Source organism: Streptomyces solitudinis, from assembly GCF_036323765.1.
In the GTDB taxonomy this organism is placed as follows: Bacteria; Actinomycetota; Actinomycetes; order Streptomycetales; family Streptomycetaceae; genus Streptomyces.
Map to the genome: position 1 here is coordinate 213,562 of NZ_JAZDCW010000005.1, position 23,310 is coordinate 236,871.

Annotated in this window: 23 protein-coding genes; 10 read left to right on the forward strand and 13 right to left on the reverse strand. The window is 74.9% G+C overall.

Annotated features, from left to right (window positions below; genetic code table 11):
• Positions 1–2 precede the first annotated feature (2 nt).
• The 6 genes from sepX to galU all read right to left on the reverse strand — a co-directional run bounded on the left by sepX (position 3) and on the right by galU (position 5,250).
• Entirely contained in the window at positions 3–965 is a 963-nt protein-coding gene (gene sepX / locus V1J52_RS15065; RefSeq protein ID WP_330140303.1) for a divisome protein SepX/GlpR, read from the reverse strand.
• Positions 966–1,153: 188 nt separating this feature from the next.
• Positions 1,154–1,777: a GNAT family N-acetyltransferase gene (locus V1J52_RS15070; RefSeq protein WP_330140575.1), complete on the reverse strand. Its 624-nt coding sequence runs from the start codon at positions 1,775–1,777 to the stop codon at positions 1,154–1,156.
• Positions 1,774–2,283: a MogA/MoaB family molybdenum cofactor biosynthesis protein gene (locus tag V1J52_RS15075; protein ID WP_330140304.1), complete on the reverse strand. Its 510-nt coding sequence runs from the start codon at positions 2,281–2,283 to the stop codon at positions 1,774–1,776. The genes V1J52_RS15070 and V1J52_RS15075 overlap by 4 nt, the downstream gene beginning before the upstream one ends.
• Complete coding sequence (gene moaC / locus V1J52_RS15080; RefSeq protein WP_330140305.1) at positions 2,280–2,765, reverse strand: cyclic pyranopterin monophosphate synthase MoaC; 486 nt, start codon at positions 2,763–2,765, stop codon at positions 2,280–2,282. Before moaC ends, V1J52_RS15075 begins: the two co-directional genes overlap by 4 nt.
• A gap of 122 nt (positions 2,766–2,887) precedes the next feature.
• A complete protein-coding gene (gene glp, locus V1J52_RS15085; RefSeq protein ID WP_330140306.1) occupies positions 2,888–4,264 on the reverse strand; it encodes a molybdotransferase-like divisome protein Glp in 1,377 nt (458 codons plus the stop codon).
• A complete protein-coding gene (gene galU / locus V1J52_RS15090; RefSeq protein WP_330140307.1) occupies positions 4,261–5,250 on the reverse strand; it encodes a UTP--glucose-1-phosphate uridylyltransferase GalU in 990 nt (329 codons plus the stop codon). The genes glp and galU overlap by 4 nt, the downstream gene beginning before the upstream one ends.
• 203 nt (positions 5,251–5,453) lie before the next feature.
• On the opposite strand from galU, the gene V1J52_RS15095 reads away from it, so the two are divergent.
• Complete coding sequence (locus V1J52_RS15095) at positions 5,454–6,086, forward strand: 5-formyltetrahydrofolate cyclo-ligase (RefSeq protein ID WP_330140576.1); 633 nt, start codon at positions 5,454–5,456, stop codon at positions 6,084–6,086.
• Positions 6,087–6,156: 70 nt separating this feature from the next.
• On the opposite strand, the gene V1J52_RS15100 is transcribed toward V1J52_RS15095, so the two are convergent.
• Positions 6,157–8,880, reverse strand: a complete 2,724-nt coding sequence (locus V1J52_RS15100; protein WP_330140308.1) for a penicillin acylase family protein — start codon at positions 8,878–8,880, stop codon at positions 6,157–6,159.
• Between the two features lie 325 nt (positions 8,881–9,205).
• Here V1J52_RS15100 and V1J52_RS15105 point away from each other — a divergent pair, with 325 nt between their 5' ends.
• From V1J52_RS15105 to mscL, 6 genes are all read left to right on the forward strand, one after another.
• Positions 9,206–10,750: a potassium/proton antiporter gene (locus V1J52_RS15105; RefSeq protein ID WP_330140577.1), complete on the forward strand. Its 1,545-nt coding sequence runs from the start codon at positions 9,206–9,208 to the stop codon at positions 10,748–10,750.
• 360 nt (positions 10,751–11,110) lie between these two features.
• Positions 11,111–12,385, forward strand: coding sequence for an MFS transporter (locus V1J52_RS15110; RefSeq protein ID WP_330140309.1), 1,275 nt, complete (start codon positions 11,111–11,113; stop codon positions 12,383–12,385).
• A 66-nt stretch (positions 12,386–12,451) separates the two neighbouring features.
• Positions 12,452–12,817: an FmdB family zinc ribbon protein gene (locus V1J52_RS15115; protein ID WP_330140310.1), complete on the forward strand. Its 366-nt coding sequence runs from the start codon at positions 12,452–12,454 to the stop codon at positions 12,815–12,817.
• A 166-nt stretch (positions 12,818–12,983) separates the two neighbouring features.
• Entirely contained in the window at positions 12,984–13,826 is an 843-nt protein-coding gene (locus V1J52_RS15120) for an S-methyl-5'-thioadenosine phosphorylase (RefSeq protein ID WP_330140578.1), read from the forward strand.
• A 215-nt stretch (positions 13,827–14,041) separates the two neighbouring features.
• A complete protein-coding gene (locus tag V1J52_RS15125) occupies positions 14,042–14,698 on the forward strand; it encodes an RcpC/CpaB family pilus assembly protein (RefSeq protein ID WP_330140311.1) in 657 nt (218 codons plus the stop codon).
• Positions 14,699–14,840: 142 nt separating this feature from the next.
• Positions 14,841–15,365 carry a large conductance mechanosensitive channel protein MscL gene (gene mscL, locus V1J52_RS15130; RefSeq protein ID WP_330140312.1) on the forward strand — a complete coding sequence of 175 codons (525 nt, stop codon included), beginning with the start codon at positions 14,841–14,843 and terminating at the stop codon, positions 15,363–15,365.
• A gap of 80 nt (positions 15,366–15,445) precedes the next feature.
• Here the strand turns inward: mscL and V1J52_RS15135 are convergent, their stop codons facing one another.
• Positions 15,446–15,628 carry a hypothetical protein gene (locus V1J52_RS15135; protein ID WP_330140313.1) on the reverse strand — a complete coding sequence of 61 codons (183 nt, stop codon included), beginning with the start codon at positions 15,626–15,628 and terminating at the stop codon, positions 15,446–15,448.
• The gene (locus tag V1J52_RS15140) at positions 15,625–16,116 is read right to left on the reverse strand and encodes an AMP-binding protein (protein ID WP_330140314.1); all 492 of its coding nucleotides are present in this window, start codon (positions 16,114–16,116) and stop codon (positions 15,625–15,627) included. The genes V1J52_RS15135 and V1J52_RS15140 overlap by 4 nt, the downstream gene beginning before the upstream one ends.
• 126 nt (positions 16,117–16,242) lie before the next feature.
• Between V1J52_RS15140 and V1J52_RS15145 the strand changes: the two genes are divergently transcribed.
• Entirely contained in the window at positions 16,243–17,277 is a 1,035-nt protein-coding gene (locus tag V1J52_RS15145; RefSeq protein WP_330140579.1) for a P1 family peptidase, read from the forward strand.
• 126 nt (positions 17,278–17,403) lie between these two features.
• Here the strand turns inward: V1J52_RS15145 and V1J52_RS15150 are convergent, their stop codons facing one another.
• A complete protein-coding gene (locus V1J52_RS15150; protein WP_330140315.1) occupies positions 17,404–17,949 on the reverse strand; it encodes a M23 family metallopeptidase in 546 nt (181 codons plus the stop codon).
• 373 nt (positions 17,950–18,322) lie between these two features.
• Between V1J52_RS15150 and V1J52_RS15155 the strand changes: the two genes are divergently transcribed.
• A complete protein-coding gene (locus tag V1J52_RS15155) occupies positions 18,323–18,766 on the forward strand; it encodes a hypothetical protein (RefSeq protein ID WP_330140316.1) in 444 nt (147 codons plus the stop codon).
• A gap of 104 nt (positions 18,767–18,870) precedes the next feature.
• The gene (locus V1J52_RS15160) at positions 18,871–19,239 is read left to right on the forward strand and encodes an SH3 domain-containing protein (protein ID WP_330140317.1); all 369 of its coding nucleotides are present in this window, start codon (positions 18,871–18,873) and stop codon (positions 19,237–19,239) included.
• A 192-nt stretch (positions 19,240–19,431) separates the two neighbouring features.
• Here V1J52_RS15160 and V1J52_RS15165 read toward each other — a convergent pair whose 3' ends face one another.
• The 3 genes from V1J52_RS15165 to V1J52_RS15175 are packed head-to-tail and all read right to left on the reverse strand — an operon-like array spanning position 19,432 to position 23,272.
• Entirely contained in the window at positions 19,432–21,501 is a 2,070-nt protein-coding gene (locus tag V1J52_RS15165) for a PTS fructose transporter subunit IIABC (protein WP_330140318.1), read from the reverse strand.
• Positions 21,498–22,514 (reverse strand): 1-phosphofructokinase, encoded by a 1,017-nt coding sequence (pfkB, locus tag V1J52_RS15170; protein WP_330140319.1) that lies wholly within the window; start codon positions 22,512–22,514, stop codon positions 21,498–21,500. The genes V1J52_RS15165 and pfkB overlap by 4 nt, the downstream gene beginning before the upstream one ends.
• Positions 22,511–23,272, reverse strand: coding sequence for a DeoR/GlpR family DNA-binding transcription regulator (locus tag V1J52_RS15175; protein WP_330140320.1), 762 nt, complete (start codon positions 23,270–23,272; stop codon positions 22,511–22,513). The genes pfkB and V1J52_RS15175 overlap by 4 nt, the downstream gene beginning before the upstream one ends.
• Positions 23,273–23,310: the final 38 nt, after the last annotated feature.

Genomic DNA, 23,310 nt, shown 5'->3' on the forward strand with positions numbered 1-23,310 from the left:
CGTCACTCGTTGGCGGCGCGGGGGCGGTCCTCGTCGGCGTACTGGTCGAAGAGGGGCGTGCGGCCGCGGGGGCGAGCCGGGGCCGGAGCCGGGGCCGGGGCCGGAGCCGCGGCCGGGGTCGGGGGCGGGGTGGGCTCCGCGGTGGCGGAGCGGGCCGAGCTCCAGGTGTCCGGCGCGCCGAGGTCCACGCCGGAGGCGCTGCGGGGGGCGACCGGGGCGTTGACGTAGGTGGGCAGCGGGACGGGGACCGGGTCCCAGCCGTCCGTCTCGCCGGAGCTCCGGCGCTCGCGCTGCTGGTCCACCCACTCGGCGTGGTCGGTCTCCTCCACCAGGGCCCGGCGGTCGTCGCTGGGGGTCGGGGCGGGGGTGGGCGGCGGGGTGGCGGGTTCCGGGGCGGGCGTGGGGCGGGCGCCCGGATCCACGGCGGTGGGGGCGACGGCGCGGCGGCGGTCGTGGAGCTGGCGGGCGGCGGCCTCGGCGCGGTGCTGGTCCAGCCGGACGGCGTAGCGGCGGCGTTCGTGGGTGCGCAGGTAGAGGACGTAGGCCGTGAGCAGCAGGGCGGGGATGGCCGGGGCCCACAGGTAGCGCAGACCGGCCACGGCGGCGAGTACGGCGCCGAGGGTGAAGGCGAGGAAGAGGACCATCGTCGTGCGGCGGCGGCGGGCGAGGACCTGCGCGCGGGCGGCCCGTTCCTGCGGCGGAAGGGGCGCGGAGTCGGCGACGGGCCGGGGGTCGGGGTCGTGCCCGCCGTCCGGCTGCTCGTCCGCCGGGGCGTCCCCGGTGCCGCGTTCCTTGGCCTGGCGCCGCTCTGCCGCCGCTCGTCCGGTCAGCATCCGGATGGCGGTGGTGAAGCGTTCCGTCGGCCGGGCGTCGTTCAGTTCGTCCTGGCGGCGGAGCCACATCGGCACCAGGTAGGCGGCCCAGGCCCCGACGATGACTGCGTAGATGAGGCCGCTGCTGCTCACGTCTCACACGGTAGAGGGGTTTCATGCGGAGCATCGGCCAATTGAGGCGGTGTGTCGCGCGATCTGTCTGCTCTCTCAAAGATTTTCGGCGATTACCGACCAGGTCAGACCGGATATGTGTGCAATTGATCACGAGGCGGAGGGAAAAGCATCCGGGAATTCGAAAGTATGATCGAATTCCCGGTAGTTCATTTCTGGGGCTCGCTGCGGCTGGACCGGTGCCAGCGCACGAGCAGGCTTTCGGGCACCTCCTCGACGGTGAGCGCGTAGACGAGGTGGTCGCGCCAGGCGCCGTCGATGTGCAGGTAGCGCGGGCGCAGCCCCTCCTCCCGGAAGCCGAGCTTCTCCACGACCCGCCGGCTGGGGGCGTTCTCCGGGCGGATGCAGACCTCGATGCGGTGCAGCCCGACAGTGCGGAAGCAGTGGTCCACGGCGAGCGCGACCGCCGTCGGGGTGACGCCGCGTCCGGCGACCGACTGGTCGACCCAGTAGCCGATGTGGGCGGAGCACATCGAGCCCCAGGTGATCCCGGCGACGGTCAGCTGCCCGGCGAGCTGGCCGCGCAGTTCGATGACGAACGGCAGCATGCGCCCGGCCTGCGCCTCGCTGCGCAGGTGCCGGACCATCTGCCGGTACGTGGGCCGCTGCGGCGGCACGTGCCCGGGCGGCGCGGGCGGGACGGTGGCCTCCCAGGGCCGCAGCCAGGCACGGTTGCGCTGGTTCACCTCGCGCCACGCCCGCTGGTCGCGCATTCTTATGGGGCGGAGGGTCACGTCGCCGTCCGCCAGTTCCACCGGCCAGACGGCGTTCAGTGGGAGTCCTCTCTGGAGTGGTCGCCGCCGCGGAGCTGGTCGACAGCGTGCGGCAGGAGCCCGGCGAGGACGGCGAGGCCGTCCTTCACCCCGCCCCGCGAACCGGGGAGGTTGACGATCAGGGTGTGTCCGGCGACGCCGGCCAGGCCGCGCGAGAGGGCGGCGGTGGGCACCTTCGCCAGGCCCGCGGCGCGGATGGCCTCGGGGATGCCGGGCACCTCGTAGTCCAGCACCCGGCGGGTCATCTCGGGGGTGAGGTCCATGGGGGTGAGCCCGGTGCCGCCGGTGGTGAGGACGGCGTCGTAGCCGGAGGCGGCCGCCGTCCGCAGCACCTCCTCGACCGGCTCGCCGTCGGGGACGACGCGGGGCCCGTCCGTCTCGAAGCCCATCGCGCGCAGCCCCTCCACAAGCAGCGGCCCCCCGGTGTCGGCGTAGACGCCGGCGGAGGCCCGGTTGGACACGGTGACCGCCAGGGCGCGCCCCGCCCGCGCCGGGGGCGCGGTCACGACCGGCTCCAAGTGCCGGACGCGCCGCCCGTCTTCTCCTCGACGCGCACGTCGGTGATCACGGCACCCTTGTCGACGGCCTTGACCATGTCCACGACGGTCAGGGCGGCGACGGAGACGGCTGTCAGCGCCTCCATCTCCACACCGGTGCGGTCGGTGGTGCGCACCGTCGCGGCCAGCTCCACGGCGTCGTCGGCGACGTTCAGCTCGACGTCCACGCCGGAGACGGACAGCGGGTGGCACAGGGGGATCAGCTCGGGCGTCCGCTTGGCGCCCATGATCCCGGCGATGCGGGCGGTGGCCAGGGCGTCCCCCTTGGGCAGCCCCCCGTCGGCCCCGCGCAGCAACGCGACGACGCGCGGAGAGACGAGCACCCGCCCGCTGGCCCGAGCGGTGCGCGCGGTGACGTCCTTGCCCGAGACGTCGACCATCCGGGCCGCTCCGGACGCGTCGAGGTGCGTGAGGTGCTGCTGGCTGTTCATGACCAGATACCGTACCGGCAGCGGACACCGGGCGGGCGACGACCGGCACTCCCCGCGCGGCCGGCACTCCCCGCGCGGCCGGTACTCCCCGCACGGCCCGGCGCTCCCGCACGGCCCGGCGCTCAGCCCAGGAGGACGACCTCCAGCTCGTCGCCGTCCGCCGCCTCCGTGACCGTCTCCGGGATGACGGCGAGCGCGTCCGCCTGGGCCAGCGCGGCGATGAGGTGGGAACCGGCGCCGCCGACCGGACGGACGGTGCCCGTCCCGACCGGCACGCCCGCCGCACCCGCACCCGCACCCGTCTCGTCCGACGCGTCCGTCCCGTCCGGCGGGGTGTAGGCCGCGCGGAGGAACTGCCGCTTGCCCTCCGGCGACGTGAGCGGCGCCGCCGTGGCCAGCCGCGCCCGCACCCGGGGGCGGTGCACGTCCGGCGCGCCCATGAGCGTGCGGATGACGGGCCGGACGAACAGCTCGAAGGACACGTAGGCGCTGACGGGGTTGCCGGGCAGCGCGAGCAGCGGGACACGGTCGGCGCCGATGAGCCCGAAGCCCTGCGGCTTGCCCGGCTGCATGGCCAGACGGCGGAACTCCACGCCGCGCCCCCAGGCCACGAGGTCGTCGCCGGGGGCGGTGCCGATGCTGCTCAGCGCCTCCTTGACCACGTCGTAGGCGCCCACGCTGACGCCGCCGCTGGTGACGATCACGTCGGCGCGCACGAGCTGGTCCTCGATGGCGGCGCGCAGGGCGTCGGCGTCGTCGGCGACGGCACCCACGCGGTAGGGCAGGCCGCCCGCGTCCCGCGCGGCGGCGGTGAGCACGTAGCTGTTGGAGTCGTGGATCGCCCCCCGGCGCAGCTCCTCCCCCGGCGCGACGAGTTCGCTGCCGGTGGACAGGACGACGACCCGCGGCCGGGGCCGCACCGGAACCGTGCCGCGTCCGATGGCGGCGAGCAGTCCGAGCTGCGGCGGCCCGAGCACGGTGCCCGCCCGCAGGGCGACCGTGCCCGCCGCCACGTCGCTGCCGCGGGTGCGCACGTACTGCCCGGCCCGGACCGGCCGGTGGACGCGGACCTCGCCGCCGGAGCCCGAGGGGTCGGCGGCGTGGGCCGCCATGGCCTCGGCGGGGCCGCCGCCGGTCCCGCCGTCCGTCCACTCCACGGGCACGACGGCCTCCGCGCCGGGCGGCAGCGGCGCCCCGGTCATGATGCGGGCGGCCTGGCCCGGTGCGACGGTGGGCAGCTCGCCGCTGCCCGCGGCGACGTCGCCGACGACGGCCAGCACGGCCGGGTACTCGGCGCCGGCGCCTTCCACATCTGCGGTGCGGACGGCGTAACCGTCCATGGAGCTGTTGTCGAACGGCGGCAGGGCGGCGGGCACCGTCACGTCCTCGACGAGGACGCAGCCCTGGGCCTCCAGCAGTTGCAGTTCGATGGGCTCCAGCGGGCGGACGGCGTCGAGCACGTCCGCCAGGTGGTCGTCGACGGACCAGAGGCCGCTCACAGTCCCGCAGCCCCCTGCATCACCGGTTCGAGGCCGGGCCGGGAGCCGCCGGGGCCGCCACCGTCGGTGCCCGCGGTGTCGGCTCGCATCTCCTCGCGCACGAACTCCCGCAGCCAGGCGCGGAACTCCGGGCCGAGGTCCTCGCGCTCGCAGGCGAGGCGGACGATAGCGCGCAGGTAGTCGCCGCGGTCGCCGGTGTCGTAGCGGCGGCCGCGGAAGACGACGCCGTGGACGGGGCCGCCCAGCGAGCGGTCGGCGGCGAGCGTCTGGAGGGCGTCGGTGAGCTGGATCTCGCCGCCGCGTCCGGGTTCGGTGCGGGCGAGCACGTCGAAGACGGCCGGGTCGAGGAGGTAGCGGCCGATGATGGCGAGGTTGCTCGGGGCGTCGGCGGTGTCGGGCTTCTCGACGAGGTCGAGCACCTTGACGACGTCCTCGTCCCCGGCCGGGGCGACGGCGGCGCAGCCGTACAGGTGGATGCTGGCGGGCTCGACCTCCATCAGCGCGACGACGCTGCCGCCGCGCTCCTCCCGGATCTGCGTCATCCGGGTGAGCAGCGGGTCGCGCGGGTCGATCAGGTCGTCGCCGAGGAGGACGGCGAAGGGCTGGTCGCCGACATGCGGGGCGGCGCAGAGCACCGCGTGCCCGAGCCCCTTCGGGTCGCCCTGGCGGACGTAGTGGATGTTCGCCAGGGCGCTGGACTCCTGCACGCGCTCCAGGCGGTCGTCGTCGCCCTTGCGGCGCAGCGCCTGCTCCAGCTCGTGGTTGCGGTCGAAGTGGTCCTCCAGCGGGCGCTTGTTGCGTCCGGTGACCATGAGGACGTCCGAGAGGCCCGCTGCGACGGCTTCCTCGACGACGTACTGGATCGCGGGCTTGTCCACGACCGGCAGCATTTCCTTGGGGGTGGCCTTCGTGGCGGGAAGGAAGCGTGTACCGAGGCCGGCGGCCGGGATGACCGCCTTGCTGATCCGGGTACGTGTCGAAGTCATGCCGGAAACCCTATCTGCTGGTGGTACGCGTACGGGGGGAGCGAAAAGCCCCTGGGGACAGGGTCTCCCGGCACGTGGTCCGCGGGCCGGTGACACCATGCCGCCGGACGGATGATGCGACAGAGAACCGGACGGACGGTGTACGACACGTGAACCAAACCCACCACACGGGCGACGCGGCCGCCGCCTCGCCCGCCGAGGCGGTGCGTGCGGCGACGGGCGGGCCGCAGGAGGGCGTCGCGGCCGGGAAGCGGGCCCTGCGCCGGGACCTGCTCAGCCGGCGGGCCCGGCTGGCCGAGGACGCCGCGCGGGAGGCCGCCGCCGCTCTCACCCGGCGCGCCCTCGCGCTGCCGGAGCTGGCGGACGCGGGCACCGTCGCCGCGTACGTCCCGGTCGGCCGCGAGCCGGGGGCGCGCGCGCTGCTGGACGCGCTGCGCGAGCGCGGCACGCGGGTGCTGCTGCCCGTCCTGCTGCCGGACGACGACCTGGACTGGGCGCCCTACGGCGGGGCCGGGCACCTGCGCGCGGCCGGGCGCGGCCTGTGGGAGCCCGACGGGGAGCGGCTGGGGCCGGACGCGGTGACGGAGGCCGGCACCGTGCTGCTGCCCGGCCTCGCGGTGGACGTGACCGGACTGCGCCTCGGGCGCGGCGGCGGTTCCTACGACCGGGTGCTGGCGCGGCTGGCCGCCTTCGGCGCGCACCCGGCCCTCGTCGTGCTGCTGTACGACCACGAGCTGCTGACCAGCGTCCCCGCCGAGCCGCACGACCGGCCGGTGCACGCCGCCGTCACGCCATCCGGGGTGACGCGCTTCCCCGCGGGGCGGCCCGCGGGGTGACGCGGGCAGCCGTGCGGGCAGCCCCGTGCGGGCGCAAGCCAAACGGGACGGCGTCCGCACGGCGGGACGGCTACGGGGTGAGCGCCATCGTGTCCTGGGCGGCCTCGTCGACCGCCGCCCGGCTGTAGGCCCAGGGCAGCAGTTCGCCGTCCGCCCACAGGTCCATCTGGTCGGTGTAGTTCGTGTGGTAGGCGTGCCCGGAGGCGCCGGTGAGGTTGATCCAGCGGGACTTGTCGAAGTCCTCCAGGTTCACCACCATCCGCATGGACGGCACCCAGGTGACGCCGTATCCGCCCGCCGCGTTCCAGCCGGTGGCGTTGACCGCGTCCTTGCCGCCGGACAGCTCCCACGGCCCGCGGTTGAGCATGCGCTGCACCAGGCCGGGGCCCGCGGTGCCGAGGGTCTGGTTGCGCAGCAGCAGCAGGTGCAGGCGGCCCCAGCTCCAGGTGTCGATGTTCTTGCCCAGCTTGGTGGTCAGCTCCCAGCGGGCGTCCTTCATGGCGCGCGCCAGCAGCTCGTCGCGGCCCTCGGCGGCCGGGGTCTCCAGGCCGTCGGCGGGCGCCTTCCACCACGGGCTGTCGGGCTGCTCCAGCAGGCGGCGCACCACCTCGAACCAGCGGTCGCCGCCGTCGGGCTGGGCGGTGGCGGGGCTGCGCTGGCCGCACTCGCGCACGGTGCGGGCGGTGCCGTCCAGGTCCTCCAGCGGGCCGGAGTCGTCGGCCGGGCGCACCCGCAGGCACTGTCCCTCCACGCGCAGCTCCTTGGGGAGCTTGTCGCCGAAGGCCAGCATGAGGAGGTTGCGCCAGACGCCGTTGAAGTAGGCGGCGGGCGCGGAGTCCGCGTCCTGCGTGTAGTCCCAGCCCTCCAGGAGCTGCTGGGCCTCGCGGACGTAGGGGTCCGCGACGTCGATCTTGAGCAGGTACGGCACCAGGACCTTGGCGATCTCGTTGCTGCTGTCGGTCTGCATGGCCCCCATGTCGGCCATGGAGATCTTGCCGCCGTCCCTGGTCTTCGACTCGATGAGGTCGTTGATGCGCTGGCTGCGGGTGCCGTAGCTCCAGTCATCGGTCAGCAGGTACGGGTACGTGCGCTGGTCGACGACGGCCTGGTTGGCGGTGACGATGTAGCCGCGCTCGGGGTTGTACTCGTAGGGCAGCGCGGTCTGCGGGACGAAGCCGCTCCACTGGTAGGCCGGGTCCCAGCCGGGCGCGGGGTAGCGGCCGTCGTGGCCGCCGCCGTCCTCGCCGCGCACCGGGATCTGGCCGGGCGCCTGGTAGCCGATGTTGCCCGCGGTGTCGGCGTAGATCAGGTTCTGCGAGGGGACGGCGAAGTCGCGGGCGGCGGCCCGGAAGCCGGTGAAGTCGCTCGCGCTGTTGAGGGCGAAGACGGCGTCCATCGTCTTGCCGGGGGTGAGCGCCGTCCAGCGCAGCGAGACGGCGTAGCCGGTGCCGCGGTCGGGGGCGGGGCCGTCGACGGGGGCCGACTCGCCGACGCCGCCCAGTTCGGTGCTGCGGTCGGAGACCAGGGGGCCGTTGCGGGTCGTGCGGACGGTGATCTCACGGTCCGGCGCGCCGGCGACCCGGATCGTCTCCTTGCGCGTCTCGTAGGGCACCTGCTCGCCGTCGTACAGGTAGCGGCCGTCCTCGATCTTCTCCAGGTAGAGGTCGGTGACGTCGGCGCCGAGGTTCGTCAGGCCCCAGGAGATGTCCTGGTTGTGGCCGATGACGACGCCGGGCATGCCGGAGAAGGTGAAGCCGGACACGTCGTAGGGGCACTCCTGCGTCACCTGCACGCAGTGCAGGCCCATCTGGTACCAGACGGACGGCAGTTGCGGGGACAGGTGCGGGTCGTTGGCCAGCAGCGGCTTGCCGCTCGTCGTGTACCGGCCGGAGACGACCCAGGAGTTGGAGCCGATCCCGCTGCCGTTCGGGCCGAGTAGCGCGGGGAGGCCGTCGAGGGTGCGGGAGAGCCCGGCGAGCTGCGCCTGGACGCCGTCCGTCACGCCGTCCGCGGTGCCGTCACCGGCGTCCGGGGCGGGCTCGGCGCCGGGGTCGAAGGCGTCCGTGGCGGAGTCGACGGCTCCGCCCGTCACGATGGGCCGGTGGCGGTCGTAGGGGTAGTCCGGGTACAGCTCCTCGATCTGCTCCTGGCTGAGGCGCTCGGCCATCAGGGCGCGGTCGATCTCGTCCCGGACGTTGCCGCGCAGGTCCCAGGCCATCGCCTTGAGCCAGGCGACCGAGTCCACCGGCGTCCACGGCTCGGGCTCGTAGCCGCCGTTGACCAGCCCGAGCGCCGCGTACTCCACGGACAGCTCCGCCCCGCTGCGCGTCTCCAGGTAGGCGTTGACGCCCGCCGCGTACGCGTCGAGGTGGTCCTTCGTGCGCTGCGACAGCTCGGTGTCGTACTCCTCCTGGGCCACGTCGTGCCAGCCGAGCGTGCGCAGGAAGGCGTCGTTCTCCACCTGCTCCTCGCCGAACATCTCGGACAGCCGGCCCGCCGTGGTGTGGCGGCGCACGTCCATCTCCCAGAAGCGGTCCTGCGCGTGCACGAAGCCCTGCGCCATGAACAGGTCGGCGGCGCTGCGGGCGTAGACCTGCGGGATGCCGTGCGCGTCCCGCTTCACCTCCACCGTGCCGGCCAGGCCTTCGAGCTTGACCGAGCCCGTCGCCTGCGGGAAGGAGGCCCGGACGGTGCCCACCGTCCAGAAGGCCCCGCCGGCCAGCCCTGCGAGGAGCAGCAGCACCAGTGTGATCACGAGCAGGCGGGTGCGCCGGGACCGTTTCTTGACGGGCATCGCTGTCCTTACGCGGGCAGAGTGGAACTCGGGGAGCCAGGGGTTCTGGAAGAGCTGTGCTGGGGCAACTCTAGGCGGCCCCGGTGACGGCCCGTACGGGGAGTCACGCCTTGTGCGGAGTGCCCGGTTCCCGTCCGGGTGCGGCGCCGCCGACGGCCGCCGCCTGCCGGTACCTGCCAGTAGGAATTCCGGCGGGAAGCCCCCTCGTCGCCGAGCGGTGTTAAATTGTTAGGCTGGGAAACGAATATTTACGCACCCTTAGCGCCCTCGGGGTCTTGCGCACGAGCGCGACCGGTGGGAGGCGCCCCACGGAGAGGAACGGCCCCTGACTGTCGACCGCCTCAACGAACTCCTGCTCGCCTGCTCCCTCGTCCTCCTGGTGGCCGTCGCCGCCGTCCGGCTCTCCTCCCGCAGCGGACTGCCGACGCTGCTGATCTACCTCGGGATCGGCGTGGCCATGGGCGAGGAGGGCCTCGGCATGGACTTCAGCGATCCCGCGCTGATGCAGGTGCTCGGCTATGCCGCCCTGGTGATGATCCTCGCCGAGGGCGGGCTCGCGACGAAGTGGCGGGACATCAAGCCGGCCGTCCCCGGCGCGGCGGTCCTGGCGACCGCGGGCGTCGCCATCAGCGTCTTCGTCACGGCCGCGGCGGCGCACTTCCTCATCGGCCTGAGCTGGCAGCTCTCCCTCATCCTGGGCGCCGTCGTCTCCTCCACCGACGCGGCGGCCGTCTTCTCGGTGCTGCGCCGCGTCCCGCTGCCGCGCAGGCTGAGCGGCATGCTGGAGGCCGAGTCCGGGTTCAACGACGCCCCCGTGGTCATCCTCGTCCTCGCCTTCTCCCAGCTCGCCACCGACCCGATGCCCTGGTACCGGCTGATCGGGATGATCGTCTTCCAGCTCGTCGTGGGCCTCGCCGCCGGGCTGGCGGTGGGCAAGCTCGGCGAGTGGGGGATGCGGCACGTCGCGCTGCCCTCCTCCGGCCTCTACCCGATCGCGGTGCTCGCGCTGTGCGTGCTGTCGTACGCGGCCGGGGCGCTCGCCCAGGGCAGCGGTTTCCTCGCCGTCTACATCACCGGGCTCATCCTGGGCAACGCCAGACTGCCGCACCGCCCGGCGGTGCGCGGCTTCGCCGACGGGGTGGCGTGGATCGCGCAGATCGGCCTGTTCGTGCTGCTGGGCCTGCTGGTCACGCCCAGCGCGCTGCTGCGCGACTTCTGGCCCGCCATCCTCATCGGCCTGGCCCTCACCGTGGTGGCCCGACCGCTGTCGGTGCTCGCCTGCATGACGCCGCTGCGCATGCCCTGGCGGGAGCAGGTCCTGATGTCCTGGGCGGGTCTGCGCGGCGCGGTGCCCATCGTCCTGGCCACCATCCCGATGGTGGCCGGTGTCGGCCAGAGCGACCGCATCTTCAACATCGTCTTCGTGCTCGTCGTCGTCTACACCCTCATCCAGGGGCCGACGCTGCCCTGGCTCGCCCGGGTGCTGCGGCTGGGTGACGGCGACGGGGCGACGGACGTCGAGATCGAGTCGGCGCCGCTGGAGCGGCTGCGCGGCCACCTGCTGTCGGTGTCCATCCCGGCGCAGTCCCGGATGCACGGCGTGGAGGTGGGCGAGCTGCGGCTCCCGCAGGGCTCGGCGGTGACGCTCGTCGTGCGCGGCGGCAAGAGCTTCGTGCCCCTGCCGACGACGGTGCTGATGCGCGGGGACGAGTTGCTGGTGGTGGCCACCGACGCCGTGCGCGACCACGCGGAGCAGCGGCTGCTCGCCGTCGGGCGGGGCGGCAAGCTGGCCGGCTGGCTGGGACGGCACCCGAACCCCGGACCGCCGGGCGCCGCCGGGGCCCCGGGGCGCTCGGCCCCGAGCCGGTAGGGCACGCGGCGGGCGGCCGCGGCGGGGTTCCGGGGCGGCGCCCGGCGAGGCCCCGGCGGGGTGTTCCGGCGCGGCGGGTCGTTCCGGGGGGACGGCGCGGCGTTCCGGGACGGACGGGGCCCCGGCCTTGGAATGCCAGGTGCGGCGTCACCGTTAGACTGGCTACGCAGAAGTAGTCACTCCTGCGCTCTTGACCGGTTTCCGACCCTGCCTGACGCAGAGCTGGCGCCACCGGTGCGGCGCGAGGCGACGGGGGAGTCCTCGCCCGCGGTCCCGCCCGGTCCAGGCGCGAGAGGACAGCTCTCGGCGCACCGCCGCACCGGCCGGCCATGCGCTACCAGGCGGCAGAAAGGCCCGGCCGTGGCGTCCAAGCCCGGCTACCGACAGCTGTTGCGCACCCCGGGTGCCTGGTCGTTCCTGCTTCCCGGCTTCCTGGCCCGGCAGCCGTTCGCCATGCTGACCATCGGTATCGTGCTGCTCGTCCAGCACACCACCGGCTCGTTCGGCACGGCGGGCGTGGTGTCCGCCACGACGGGCGTCGCCATGGCGCTGTGCGCCCCGCAGGCGGGCAAGCTCGTCGACCGGTTCGGGCAGCGCGCCGTCCTGCTGCCCGGGGCGCTCCTGCACGCCGGCGCCGTCTCGCTCCTGACCGTGCTCGCCCTGACCGGCGCGCCGCTGTGGGCGCTGCTGCTCACCGCCGTTCCGGCCGGTGCCTCGGTGCCGCAGGTCGGCCCGATGGTGCGGGCCCGCTGGTCCCACCGGCTGGGCGGCGGTCCGCTCATGCCGACGGCGGCGGCGTTCGAGTCGGTCACCGACGAGTTCACCTTCGTCGTCGGCCCGGTCCTGGCCACCGCGCTGTGCACGGGCGTGCACCCGGCCGCCGGGCTGGCCGCCGAGGCGGCGCTGACCGTGGTCGGCGGACTCCTCTTCGCCGCGCAGACCCGCACCGCACCGCCGGCGCACCGCCGGGCGGCCGCTGCGGGACGGAAGCCGGGCTCCGCCCTCGCCGTGCCGGGCGTGCCGGTGCTGATCACCGTGTTCCTGGGCATCGGCGCCGTCTTCGGCGGCATGCAGGTCTCGCTGACCGCCTTCACCCAGGCGATCGGCCAGCCCGGCGCCAACGGCCTGCTCTACGGCGTCTTCGCGGGCGGCAACATGCTGGCGGGCGTCCTCTGCGGCGTCATCGCCTGGCGTTCCGCCCCGCACCGTCGGCTGCCGTTCGCGTACGGGACGCTGGCCCTGACGACGGTGCCGCTGTTCTTCGCGGCGTCGGCCGGGTCGGTGTGGCTGCTCGGCGCGGTCGGCCTGCTGGTGGGGCTGGCCACGGCACCGTCCATGATCACCGGCTTCACCCTGGTGGAGCGGCTCGTCCCGGCCGGGACGCGGACGGAGGCGTTCACCTGGCTGACCGGCGCCGTCGCGCTGGGGCAGGCCCTGGCGACCACCACGGCCGGGCAGTTCGCCGACGGCTTCGGAGCCGCCGCCGGCTTCACCGTCCCGCTGATCGGCACGGCCCTGGCCGCCGTCACCGTCGCCACGCTGCGCCGCAGGCTCGTCCCGCCGGCCGAGGAGGGGGCCGACGGACGCGTCGTGGCGCGTGGCGCCGGTCACCGTGTGCCCGTCCCGGTGGACTAACCCGCCGGAATGCTGCACCATGGACCGTCGTTAGCACTCCACAGTGACGAGTGCCAGGAGGAGCAAGTGCCGACCTATCAGTACCAGTGCACCGAGTGCGACGAGGGCCTCGAGGCGGTCCAGAAGTTCACCGACGACGCCCTCACCGAGTGCCCGAGCTGTTCGGGACGCCTGAAGAAGGTGTTCTCCGCGGTCGGCATCGTCTTCAAGGGCTCCGGTTTCTACCGCAACGACAGCCGCGGCTCGTCGTCCGGCAGCAGCCCCGCGTCCACCACGCCGTCCGGCTCCTCCGGTTCCTCGTCGGACTCCTCGTCGGGCAGCGGCGCCAAGAGCGACTCCGGGTCCGGCTCGTCCGGCACATCCGGTTCGGGCAGCGGCAGCGGCGCCAAGAGCGACGGCGCCAAGTCCCCCGCCGGTACCTCCGCGGCCTGACGAGCGGCTGCGGCCCTGCGGCACGGCGCCCGGCCCGTCCGGGCGCCCCGCGCCACGACGCCGCACGGTCCGCGCCGGGCCGACGCCCCGGTGGGCGTCGCCGCGTGCGGGCTAGGGTGGCCGTATGAGTGAACTGGCGGCACAGGGCGAGGCGGCGGAGGCGCGGATGGGGCTGGAAGGCCCGGCTCGGGCCGAGATCGGCGTCATCGGCGGATCGGGCTTCTACTCCTTCCTCGACGACGTGACCGAGGTGCGCCTCACCACGCCGTACGGGGAGCCCAGCGACGCCCTGTTCATCGGGGAACTCGCGGGCCGCCGCGTGGCGTTCCTGCCCCGGCACGGACGCGCGCACCACCTCCCGCCGCACCGGATCAACTACCGCGCCAACCTGTGGGCGCTGCGCGCCGCCGGGGTGCGGCAGGTCCTCGGTCCCTGCGCGGTCGGGGGCCTGCGGGAGGAGCACGGCCCCGGCACACTGCTCGTGCCCGACCAGCTCGTGGACCGCACGCGCTCACGCGCGCAGTCGTACTTCGACGGAGAGGAGCGGTCCGACGGCCGCCGCCCCAACGTGGTGCACGTAAGTTTCGCCGACCCGTACTGCCAGAGCGGCCGCGAGGCGTCGCTGGGGGCCGCGCGGGCACGCGGCTGGGAGCCGGTGGACGGCGGCACCATGGTCGTCGTCGAGGGCCCGCGCTTCTCCACCCGCGCCGAGTCGCGCTGGCACGCGTCCCAGGGCTGGTCGGTGGTGGGCATGACCGGCCACCCGGAGGCCGTGCTCGCCCGTGAACTGGGCATGTGCTACAGCTCCCTCGCCCTGGTGACGGACCTGGACGCGGGCGCGGAGACCGGCGAGGGCGTCTCCCACAGCGACGTGCTCGTCGTCTTCCGGCAGAACCTCGGGCGGCTGCGCGAGGTGCTGTTCGACGCGGTGGCGGCCCTGCCCGCCGAACCGTCCTGCCCCTGCGGTGAGGCGCTGGCCGGGGTCGACCTGGGCATCGACCTGCCGTAGGGCGGGGCGGGGCGGTCCGGGCGGGGCAGGGCGCGGCGGCCGGGGCGGGGCCTTCCCGACGGGCTGCCGCCCGGGGCTGCGGGGCGGGCCGCCGGAGCACGTCCGGTGGATGACGTTGTCCACAACCGGTGGGTTGTCCACAGGGCTGAGCGCAGTCGCGCGGAACGCGGCACGGTGGTGTCCGTCCCGTCGCCCAGCCCGAGGTGGTACCGCCGATGTCCACTCCTGCCCCCTGCGTGCCCCCGGCCCGCGCCGTGCCGCACTTCGCCCCCGTACGGCCGCGCGGCGCCGTGCGCTCCCGGCTGCGCGTCGTCCTGCGGCGCACCGGGCGCACGGTGGCCTGCGTGCTGGCCGCGTCCGCCCTGGGCGTGGCCGCCCTCGGTCCGCCGGGCGGGGCGGACCGCCCTCCGGACGGTCCGGGTGCGGCCGGGGACGCCGTGGCCGGGCGCACCGCGGCGGACGCGGCAGCCGCGGGGCCGCCGACGGTCCCGGCGGGCGCCACGGGAGCGGAGGGCCCGGCGGGCGCACCGCCCGAGCTGGTCCGGGCGCCGGTGCGGATCGCCGACGCCGCCGTCGTCCGCCTGCTGGAGCCCGGCGATCTGGTCGACGTCCTCGCCGCGCCGCCGGACATCGGCCCCGGCGGGGACGGCGGTTCCGCGGCGGACGCCCGGCTCGTCGCGCGGCGGGCGGAGGTGGCGCAGATCCCCGGGACGGCTCCCGGTGGCGCCCGTCCGCGCGGAGGGCCGGAGCAGGAGCACGCGCCGGAGCCGATTGCCGACGGCGCCCTGGTGGTGCTCTCCGTGCCGCGCGCCACCGCCGCACGCCTGGCCGGTGCCGCCGCCCGCACGCCGCTGGCGGTGACGCTGTGGTGACGTCCTGCTGACCGGGGGGGGCCGGGGCGAGGAGCCGCCCGCACACCTGCGCTGGACGCCGACCGAACGGGTCGCCCGGATTGGACAGCGCCCACCGTGCCCGTGCCAGCGTGTGCGGCAGCGTGCAGAGAAAGGCATTCCGTTGAGCGAGAAGCAGAGCGTCCTGGCCGGGTTCAAGGCGTTCCTGATGCGGGGCAACGTGGTCGAGCTGGCCGTTGCCGTCGTCATCGGGGCGGCCTTCACGAAGATCGTCAGCGCCGTCGTGGAGGGCGTCATCAACCCGGTCGTGGGGGCGATCGGTCCGAAGGACCTGGACCGCTACACCTCCTGCCTGAAGTCCCCGTGCCAGGTGGACCCGGCGACCGGCGAGGCGGTCAGCGGCATCACCCTCAAGTGGGGCACGGTGCTCAGCGCGTCGATCACCTTCGTGATCACCGCGGCCGTCGTCTACTTCCTCATGATCCTGCCGATGACGAAGTACAAGGCGCGGCTGCACGCCCGCAGGCCGGTCGAGGACGCGTCACCGGCCAAGACGGAACTGGACGTGCTCACCGAGATCAGGGACGCCCTGCTCGCCCAGCGCGACGCCTCAGCCTCCCCCGCGGACGGCGGCGACCGGCCGAGCATGGTCGGCCAGCGGAACTCCGCACCGCGCACGGACGGCTGACGCCCGTCGGCGGTGCGGCGGGCGGCCGGGCGTACGGCGGCCGCACGCCGTGGCCGGGCGCGCGGCGGCTGCGGCGCGGCTCAGAGGTGGTGGGGCGGCTTCTCGTCGAGGAAGCGGGCCAGGTCGGCCGCCGCGTCCCCGGTCGTGCCCGGCCGCTCGCCCCAGCCGCGGTCGGTGTCGTCCCCGGCGCGCCCGGCCAGCGGGTCGCCGAAGTCGAGGGCCGCCGCGGCGTCGGGCCGGGCCTGGGGTTCGGGTCGGTTCATGCCCCCAGGGTAGCCAAGGTGTCGTGCCACCACCGGTCACGGCCGGGCGTCCACGGCACCGGGCGCGCCACGTGGTGCACGACCAGCACGGAGTGGACGTGCGGCAGCCCGGCCAGCGCCTGGTCGAGCAGGCGCTTGGCGGGATACACGTGCCCGGCGTGCGAGCAGGCGTCCACCGTGACGACGACGCGTGCCCCCGACTTCCGTACGCGTTCGCGCAGGACGGCGGCGGGCTCCCCTACCGGGAGGGAGACGCGCAGGGCGTCCACCCGCCCGCAGGCCATCGTGGTCACCACCGACTCGGGTGACATCGGAAGGAGGACCGCGACCCGTTCCCCGGCGCCGACGCCCAGCCGGTCGAAGGCGAGGGCGGCACTGCGGGCCTGGTCGATGAGCCGGATGTGGACGTACTCCGCCACGGGCGCCGGAAGGGGCTGCCCGGTGGGCGCCGGGGCGTTCCCCGGTAGCTGCTGCTGATCGGCCGACATGCCGTCGAGCTTCTCCGCGGACCATGAACGTCCGATCAACGATCGCTGTACGCGGCCGGGGTGGCGACGCAGGGCTGCCCGGCCTGGTACCCATGTGCCGTGGCTGATGAGACCGAGGTGGACGAGATGACGGGCGCGGCGCGGACGGGTCACCGGGACGCGCTGACCGACGTGCCGGGCGTCCGGGTCGGGCACGCTCAGCGCACCGGCGACGGCTGGCTCACGGGCACGACCGTCGTCCTGGCCCCGCCCGGCGGCGCGGTGGCCGCCGTCGACGTGCGCGGGGGCGGCCCCGGCACCCGGGAGACGGACGCGCTCGACCCGCGCAACGTGGTGCAGCGCATCGACGCCGTCGTCCTGACCGGCGGCAGTGCGTTCGGGCTGGACGCCGCGTCCGGAGTGATGGCGTGGCTGGAGGAGCGGGGCCGCGGCGTGCGGGTGGGGGCGGAACCGGGGCACGTGGTGCCCGTCGTCCCGGCGGCCTGCCTGTTCGACCTGGGCCGCGGGGGTGACTGGCGGGCCCGGCCCGACGCCGGGTTCGGCCGGGCCGCCGCCGAGGACGCCGCCGAACGCGGCTCCCGGGTGGCGCTGGGCAACGTGGGCGCGGGCACCGGCGCGGTGGCCGACGGCCTGAAGGGGGGCGTGGGCACGGCCAGTACGGTGCTGCCGTCCGGGGTGACCGTGGGCGCGCTCGCGGTCGTCAACGCCGCCGGCTCGGTGCTCGACCCGGCCAGCGGCGCGCTGTACGGGGAACTGGCGCTCGGCCGGATCGCCGTGCCCGACGGTGTCCGGCACGCCGCCGCCCGGGAGCGGATCGCCGCCGCCCGCGCCGCACTCGGCGTCCCGCCGCTGAACACCACGCTGGCCGTGGTGGCCACGGACGCCGCCCTGTCCAAGGCCCAGGCCCAGAAGCTGGCCGGGACGGCGCACGACGGGCTCGCCCGTGCCGTGCGCCCGGTGCACCTGCTGCACGACGGCGACACCGTCTTCGCGCTGTCCGCCGGGGAGCACCGGGTGCCGGGGCTGGCGCTGAACGACGTACTGGCGGCGGGCGCGGACATGGTGACGCGGGCCGTGGTCAGCGCCGTGCTCGCCGCCGGGACGGTACCGGCCGCGGCGGGCGGGGAGTTCCCCGCCTACCGCGACCTGTACGGCCGCTGACGCCCCGCCCGGACGGAGCCGTGCGGGCGGGGCGGGGCGGACCGGCGGGCACGAGGGCCCGCGCGGAGCCGTCCCGCGACGGGAACACGGCCGCGCACGGCCGCCGGGGACGGGGCTGAACCGGTGTCAGGCACGGGTGTTCACGCTCACCGGCCGCGTGCCGGTGTAGGGCGTCCAGCCCTGGAGCGTGGCGGGCAGGCCCACGCGCGTGTCGCAGTTGATGACCTGGAAGTGCAGGTGCGGCCCGGTGGAGTTGCCCGTGTTGCCCGACCAGCCGATGATGCGCCCCTGCGGGACCCAGTCCCCGGTGTTGTAGATCGCCCGGTTCAGGTGCGCGTAGTGGGTGCACTGGCCGTTCGAGTGCCGGATGATCACCTCGATGCCGTTCCCCGCGTACTGGGACCAGTCCGAGACGAGGACGGTGCCGCCCTGCGCGGCGGACACCTCGTAGTTCGCCGGAAGTCCGAAGTCCCAGGCGTACTCGTTGTAGGGGCCGTAGTGGGAGTACGTGCCCTCCGGCCCCTGGGTGACGGTGTAGGACTCACCGGCCGGGTAGGGGAGTTCGTAGTAGTAGTCGGCCGCCACGGCCTCGGGAGCTGCGGCCAGCATGATGCCGGCCGTGGTCAGTACCGCGCTGCCCGCCGCGCCCAGCGCGCGCAGAGCTCTCGTCACTCGTCTCACGGTGCGTCTCCGTTCCAGTAGCCCAACGGGGGTCTCCCGGGTGCTCGTTCCCGGCGTCGCGGACGTACGCCCGAACGCCGGTCCGCAGCGCATGGTTCCGCTTGCACCGGCCCCCCGCAAGACTGTTCGGAAGCTGTTCCCGCATACGTCACCGCAGGCGGCTTCACCGGGCCGCGGCGACAGCGCCACCGTGGTTGCCCCGCCCTCCCGGGAGCCGGGTCCCCGTGCCGGTCCGTGCGGCGCCGGCGCGCCGCCTGCCCGAAGCCGCGGAGAAATCCCGGCCGTCCGCTCATACGCGGGCCCCGCTCCTCCCGTCCTTCGTGTGGCAGCGCTCGCCACACCGCCGATGCCGAGGGAGCCCACGATGAACGCGTCCATCACGTCCGCCACGTCCACCGCCACAAGTGCCACCGCCACCCGTTCCAGGCGGTCCGCCGGCCTGCGCCGTACGGCCATAGCTGGCGCGACGGCGCTCGGTGCCGCGCTGTCCCTGCTCGGTACGGCCCCCGCCCAGGCCGCTCCCGAGTCCACCCGCGTCTACGTGTGGGCGACGGGCGTGAACATGCGCTCGTGCAACTCCTTCCAGTGCCCTCCCTACTCCAATGTGAAGGTCAGCACGATGTACGTCACCGCCTACTGCCAGAACCGGGGCGACGTCGTCTCGGACGGCCCATACCGGAACGACTGGTGGGTCCAGGTGGATGCCGGCGGCCCGCGCGGCTGGATCAGCGCGGTCTACGTCCGCGGCGGTTCCAACATGAGCCCGATCCCCGGCGTCTCCCAGAACTTCGGAGACTGCGCCTTCTGAGCGGGCCGGCCGCGGCTGCCGTCGGCTGTCATGGCCCCCGTGGCTCAGTCACCCGAGCGCTGCACCGTTCCTCCCGGCACCAGCACGAAGAGAAGGAGTGTTCGATGTCCATCAAGCGAGTGGTGGGGCTTGCCGCTGCCGTCGGCTCCCTGGCGGTTCTCCCGTTCACCGCGGGCGCCCCGGCGGCAGCCGCGGCCCCGGTCCCCGCCAAGGCGGCCTCGGTCCCGGTTCCCGCCCAGGGCTCCGGTACCGCTGCGGACGGCCCGTACGGCGGTGCCCAGTTCCACACCGACGGGGTGCGCATCCGTTCCTGCGCCAGCACCAGCTGCGCCGTTCTCGGCCTGGGCTACCGCAGTCACCACGTGGGCTACTACTGCAACTCCTACACGAACGGCTGGGTGCACATCAAAGACTTCACCACCGGCGTCGACGGCTGGGCCTCCGCGCAGTACCTGTACTACTACTGCGACTGACGCCGGACCGGGGAGCGTCCGGCGGACCGGCCAGGGCGGCACGGGTGGGACCGTCCTGGCCGGGGCACGGAACGAGCTGCGGTGAGCGGGAGTTCCCGCCCACCGCGGCCGGTACGGCCGCTGGCTCCGCCCCGGACCGGGCGCCCCCGGCCCGGGCCTGACGTGCGCCGCTCGGGCTCGCTGACGAGGGGCTCAGACGGCGGCCGGGGTCACGCGCTCCTCCTCGGCCGGCGCCGCGTCGGGTGCCGGGGTCTGCGCTCCCGCACGGGCGACCCGCATGCTCTTGAGCACGACGACCAGCGTCGCGCTGACCGCCGTCCCCGCCGCGACGGCCACCAGGTACAGCAGCGGGTTCCCGATCAGCGGCACCACGAAGACGCCGCCGTGCGGGGCGCGCAGGGTCGCGTCGAACGCCATCGTCAGGGCACCGGTGACCGCGCCGCCCGCCATGGCCGAGGGGATCACCCGCAGCGGGTCGGCGGCGGCGAACGGGATGGCGCCCTCGGTGATGAAGGAGGCGCCCAGCACCCAGGCGGCCTTGCCGTTCTCCCGCTCGGTCTTCGTGAACAGCCGGGCCCGGACGGTGGTGGCCAGCGCCATGGCCAGCGGCGGCACCATGCCCGCCGCCATGACCGCGGCCATCACGTTCAGCGCGCCCTGACCCGGGTCGGCGACGGCGATACCGCCGGTGGCGAAGGCGTAGGCGACCTTGTTCACCGGGCCGCCCAGGTCGAAGCACATCATCAGCCCGAGGAGGCCGCCGAGCAGGACGGCGTTGGCTCCGGTCAGGCCGCCCAGCCAGTCCGTGAGCCCGGACTGGACCGTGGCGATGGGCTTGCCGATCACCACGAACATCAGGAAACCGACCACAGCCGAGGAGACCAGCGGGATGACGACCACCGGCATGATGCCGCGCAGCACCGGCGGTATCGGTACGCGCTGGACGGCCAGCACGACGGCACCGGCGAGCAGACCGGCCGCGAGACCGCCGAGGAACCCGGCGTTGACGGCCAGGGCGATCGCACCACCGACGAAGCCGGGTACGAGCCCTGGCCGGTCGGCCATCCCGTAGGCGATGTACCCGGCGAGCACGGGCACGAGGAACTGGAAGGCGGTTCCGCCGACCTGGTTGAAGAGCGCCGCCCAGCTCGCGGCCTCCGTCCAGGTGAAGTGCTCGGCGACGGACGGGGCGTCGGTGATGTCGTAACCGCCGATGGCGAAGGCCAGGGCGATCAGCAGACCGCCCGCCGCGACGAAGGGCACCATGTGGCTGACGCCGGTCATGAGCCAGACCCGTATCCGGGTGCCGAAGCCGTCTCCGGGCTCCGCGGCCGCGTCCATGGGGGCCGCCGCGGTGTCGCGGACGGTCGTCTCCCCGCGTGCGTCCTCTCCCCGTGCGGCCTTCGCTCGCGCCTCCTCGATCAGTTCGCCGCCGCGGTTGATCGCGGCCTTGACGCCCACGTCGACGGTCGGCTTCCCGGCGAACCGGGCCTTGTCCCGCACCTCGACGTCGTGGGCCAGGATCACCGCGTCGGCGGCGGCGACGGTGCCGGGGTCGAGCCGGTCGAAACCGGCCGAGCCCTGCGTCTCCACGGTCAGCAGCACACCCGCGTCACGGGCGGCGTTCTCCAGGGCCTCGGCCGCCATGTAGGTGTGGGCGATCCCGGTGGGACAAGAGGTCACGGCGACGATCCGGAACGGAGACTCCGTGTCGTCGGCCGCCGTGCCGTCTCCCCCTGCCCCGTCGGCCCGCGCCCCGTCCGCAGCCGTACCATCCGGTGCCGTCCCGCCCGCAGCCGTCCCGTCCGGGGCGGAGACGGAGGCGTCGCCGCGGATCAGGGCCGCGGCCCGCCCGGGATCGCCGGTGCCGCGCAGGGCGGCCGTGAACGCCTCGTTCGCCAGCTCGCGGGCGAGGGTGGAGAGGATCGACAGGTGGTCTCCGTCGGCGCCCGCCGGGGCGGCGATGAGGAAGACGAGGTCGGCGGGCCCGTCCGGAGCACCGAAGTCCACCGGGGTGAGGGGGCGGCCGAACGCCAGCGTCGGTTCGGTGACGTGGTCGCTGCGGCAGTGCGGGATGCCAATGCCGCCTTCGAGGCCGGTGGGCGTCTGCGCCTCGCGGGCGGCCACATCGGCCAGGAAGCCCTCCAGGTCCGTGACGCGGCCCGCGGCGGCCATCCGCCCGGCGAGCGAGCGGGCGGCCTCCTCCTTGGTGTCAGCGGCGAGTGCGAGGTCGACGAGGTCCGCGGTGATCAGTTGGCTCATGGCAGGCTCCGTTGGCGCTGGGAGTCACGGGGGGTGGGGCCGGGGTCGGGCGGGTCGGTGAGCGGCCGGTCCAGCGGCACGTCGGCGGTGACGGTCACGTCCGCCGCGGCGCGGCGGACGTCGGCGGGCTCGGGCATGGCGCTGCCCGGGAGCTGCACGGCGGCGGCCCCGTGGGCGACGGCCTGCGCGAGCGCCTGTGGGCCCGCTCCGCCGGCCGCGAGGAACCCGGCGAGCGAGGCGTCCCCGGCGCCGACGTTGCTGCGGACGACGGCCACGGGCGCGGCGGCGAAGTGCGCGGCGTCCGCTTCGACGAGGAGCTGGCCGTCGGCTCCGAGGCTGGCCAGTACCGTCCGGGCGCCCCGGCGGCGCAGTTCCCCTGCGGCGGTGAGGGCGTCCCCGACGGTGGCGAGCGGGCGGCCCACCGCCTGCGCCAGCTCCTCGGAGTTGGGCTTGACGACGTCCGGGTGCTCGCGCAGGGCAGCCGTCAGCGACGGGCCCGAGGTGTCCAGGGCGATGCGGGCACCCGCCCGGTGCGCCCGCGCGACGAGTACGGCGTACCACTGCGGGGTGAGGCCGCGCGGCAGGCTGCCGCAGCAGGCGATCCACGCGGCGCCGTCCCCGGCGGCCCGGGACCTGACCGTCTCCAGGAGGGTCTCGGCCTCGTGGGCGGAGAGTTCCGGACCGGCCGCGTTGATCTTGGTGAGGGTGCCGTCCGGTTCGGCGACGGCGACGTTGACCCGGGTCGAGCCGGAGACCGGCACCCCCGCGACGTCGATGCCGTGTGCGCTCAGCAGCGCGCCGAGCAGCGCGCCCTCGGGGCCGCCCAGCGGCAGCACGGCGACCGTGGGGTGCCCGGCGGCGGCGACGGCGCGGGAGACGTTGACGCCCTTGCCGCCCGGGTCCACCCGGTCGGCCGCCGCGCGCAGCACGGCGCCGCGCTCCAGCGCCGGAACCTCGTAGGTGCGGTCCAGGCTGGGGTTGGGCGTGACGGTGAGGAGCGTGCCGCCGGTCATACCCGCACCACCTGGGGGCCCTGGCGCTCGATCTCGCGGGCGTCCCCGGGCGTGAGCCCGGTGTCGGTGATCAGCAGGTCCACCTGCGCCAGGTCGCCGAAGCGGGCCAGGTGCTCACGGCCGTGCTTGCCGGAGTCGGCCAGCAGCACGACGCGGCGCGCGGCGGCCAGCAGCGCCCGCTTGACGGCGGCCTCGGCGAGGTCGGGGGTGGTGAGGCCGCCGCCGGGCCCGAAGCCGTTGGTGGCGAGCAGCAGGACGTCGGCCCTGATCTCGCCGTAGGTGCGCAGCGCCCAGGCGTCCACGGCGGCCCGGGTCCGGTGCCGGACCCGGCCGCCGACGAGGTGCAGGTCGATGCCGGGGTGGTCGGCCAGCCGGGCCGCCAGCGGCAGGGCGTGGGTGACGACGGTGAGGACGGAGTCGAGCGGGAACGCGGCGGCCAGCCGGCCGGTGGTCGTCCCGGCGTCGAGGATCACGCTGCCCTCGGCGGGCAGCTCCTCCAGGGCGGCACGGGCGATGCGTTCCTTCTCGTCGGCGGCCGTCGCCTCGCGGGCGCTGAGGTCGGGCTCCAGCTCGAACCGCCCGGCCGGGATCGCGCCGCCGTGCACGCGGCGGAGCAGCCCGGCACGGTCGAGCGCCTTGAGGTCGCGGCGCACGGTCTCGGCGGTCACCTGGAACTGCGCGGCCAGGGACGGCACGTCCACCCGTCCGCTCTCGCGGGCGATGCGCAGGATCTCCTGCTGCCGCTCCGGTGCGTACATCTGCTCCGTGTCCGTTTCTCTGCGTTTCTCCGCGCTTT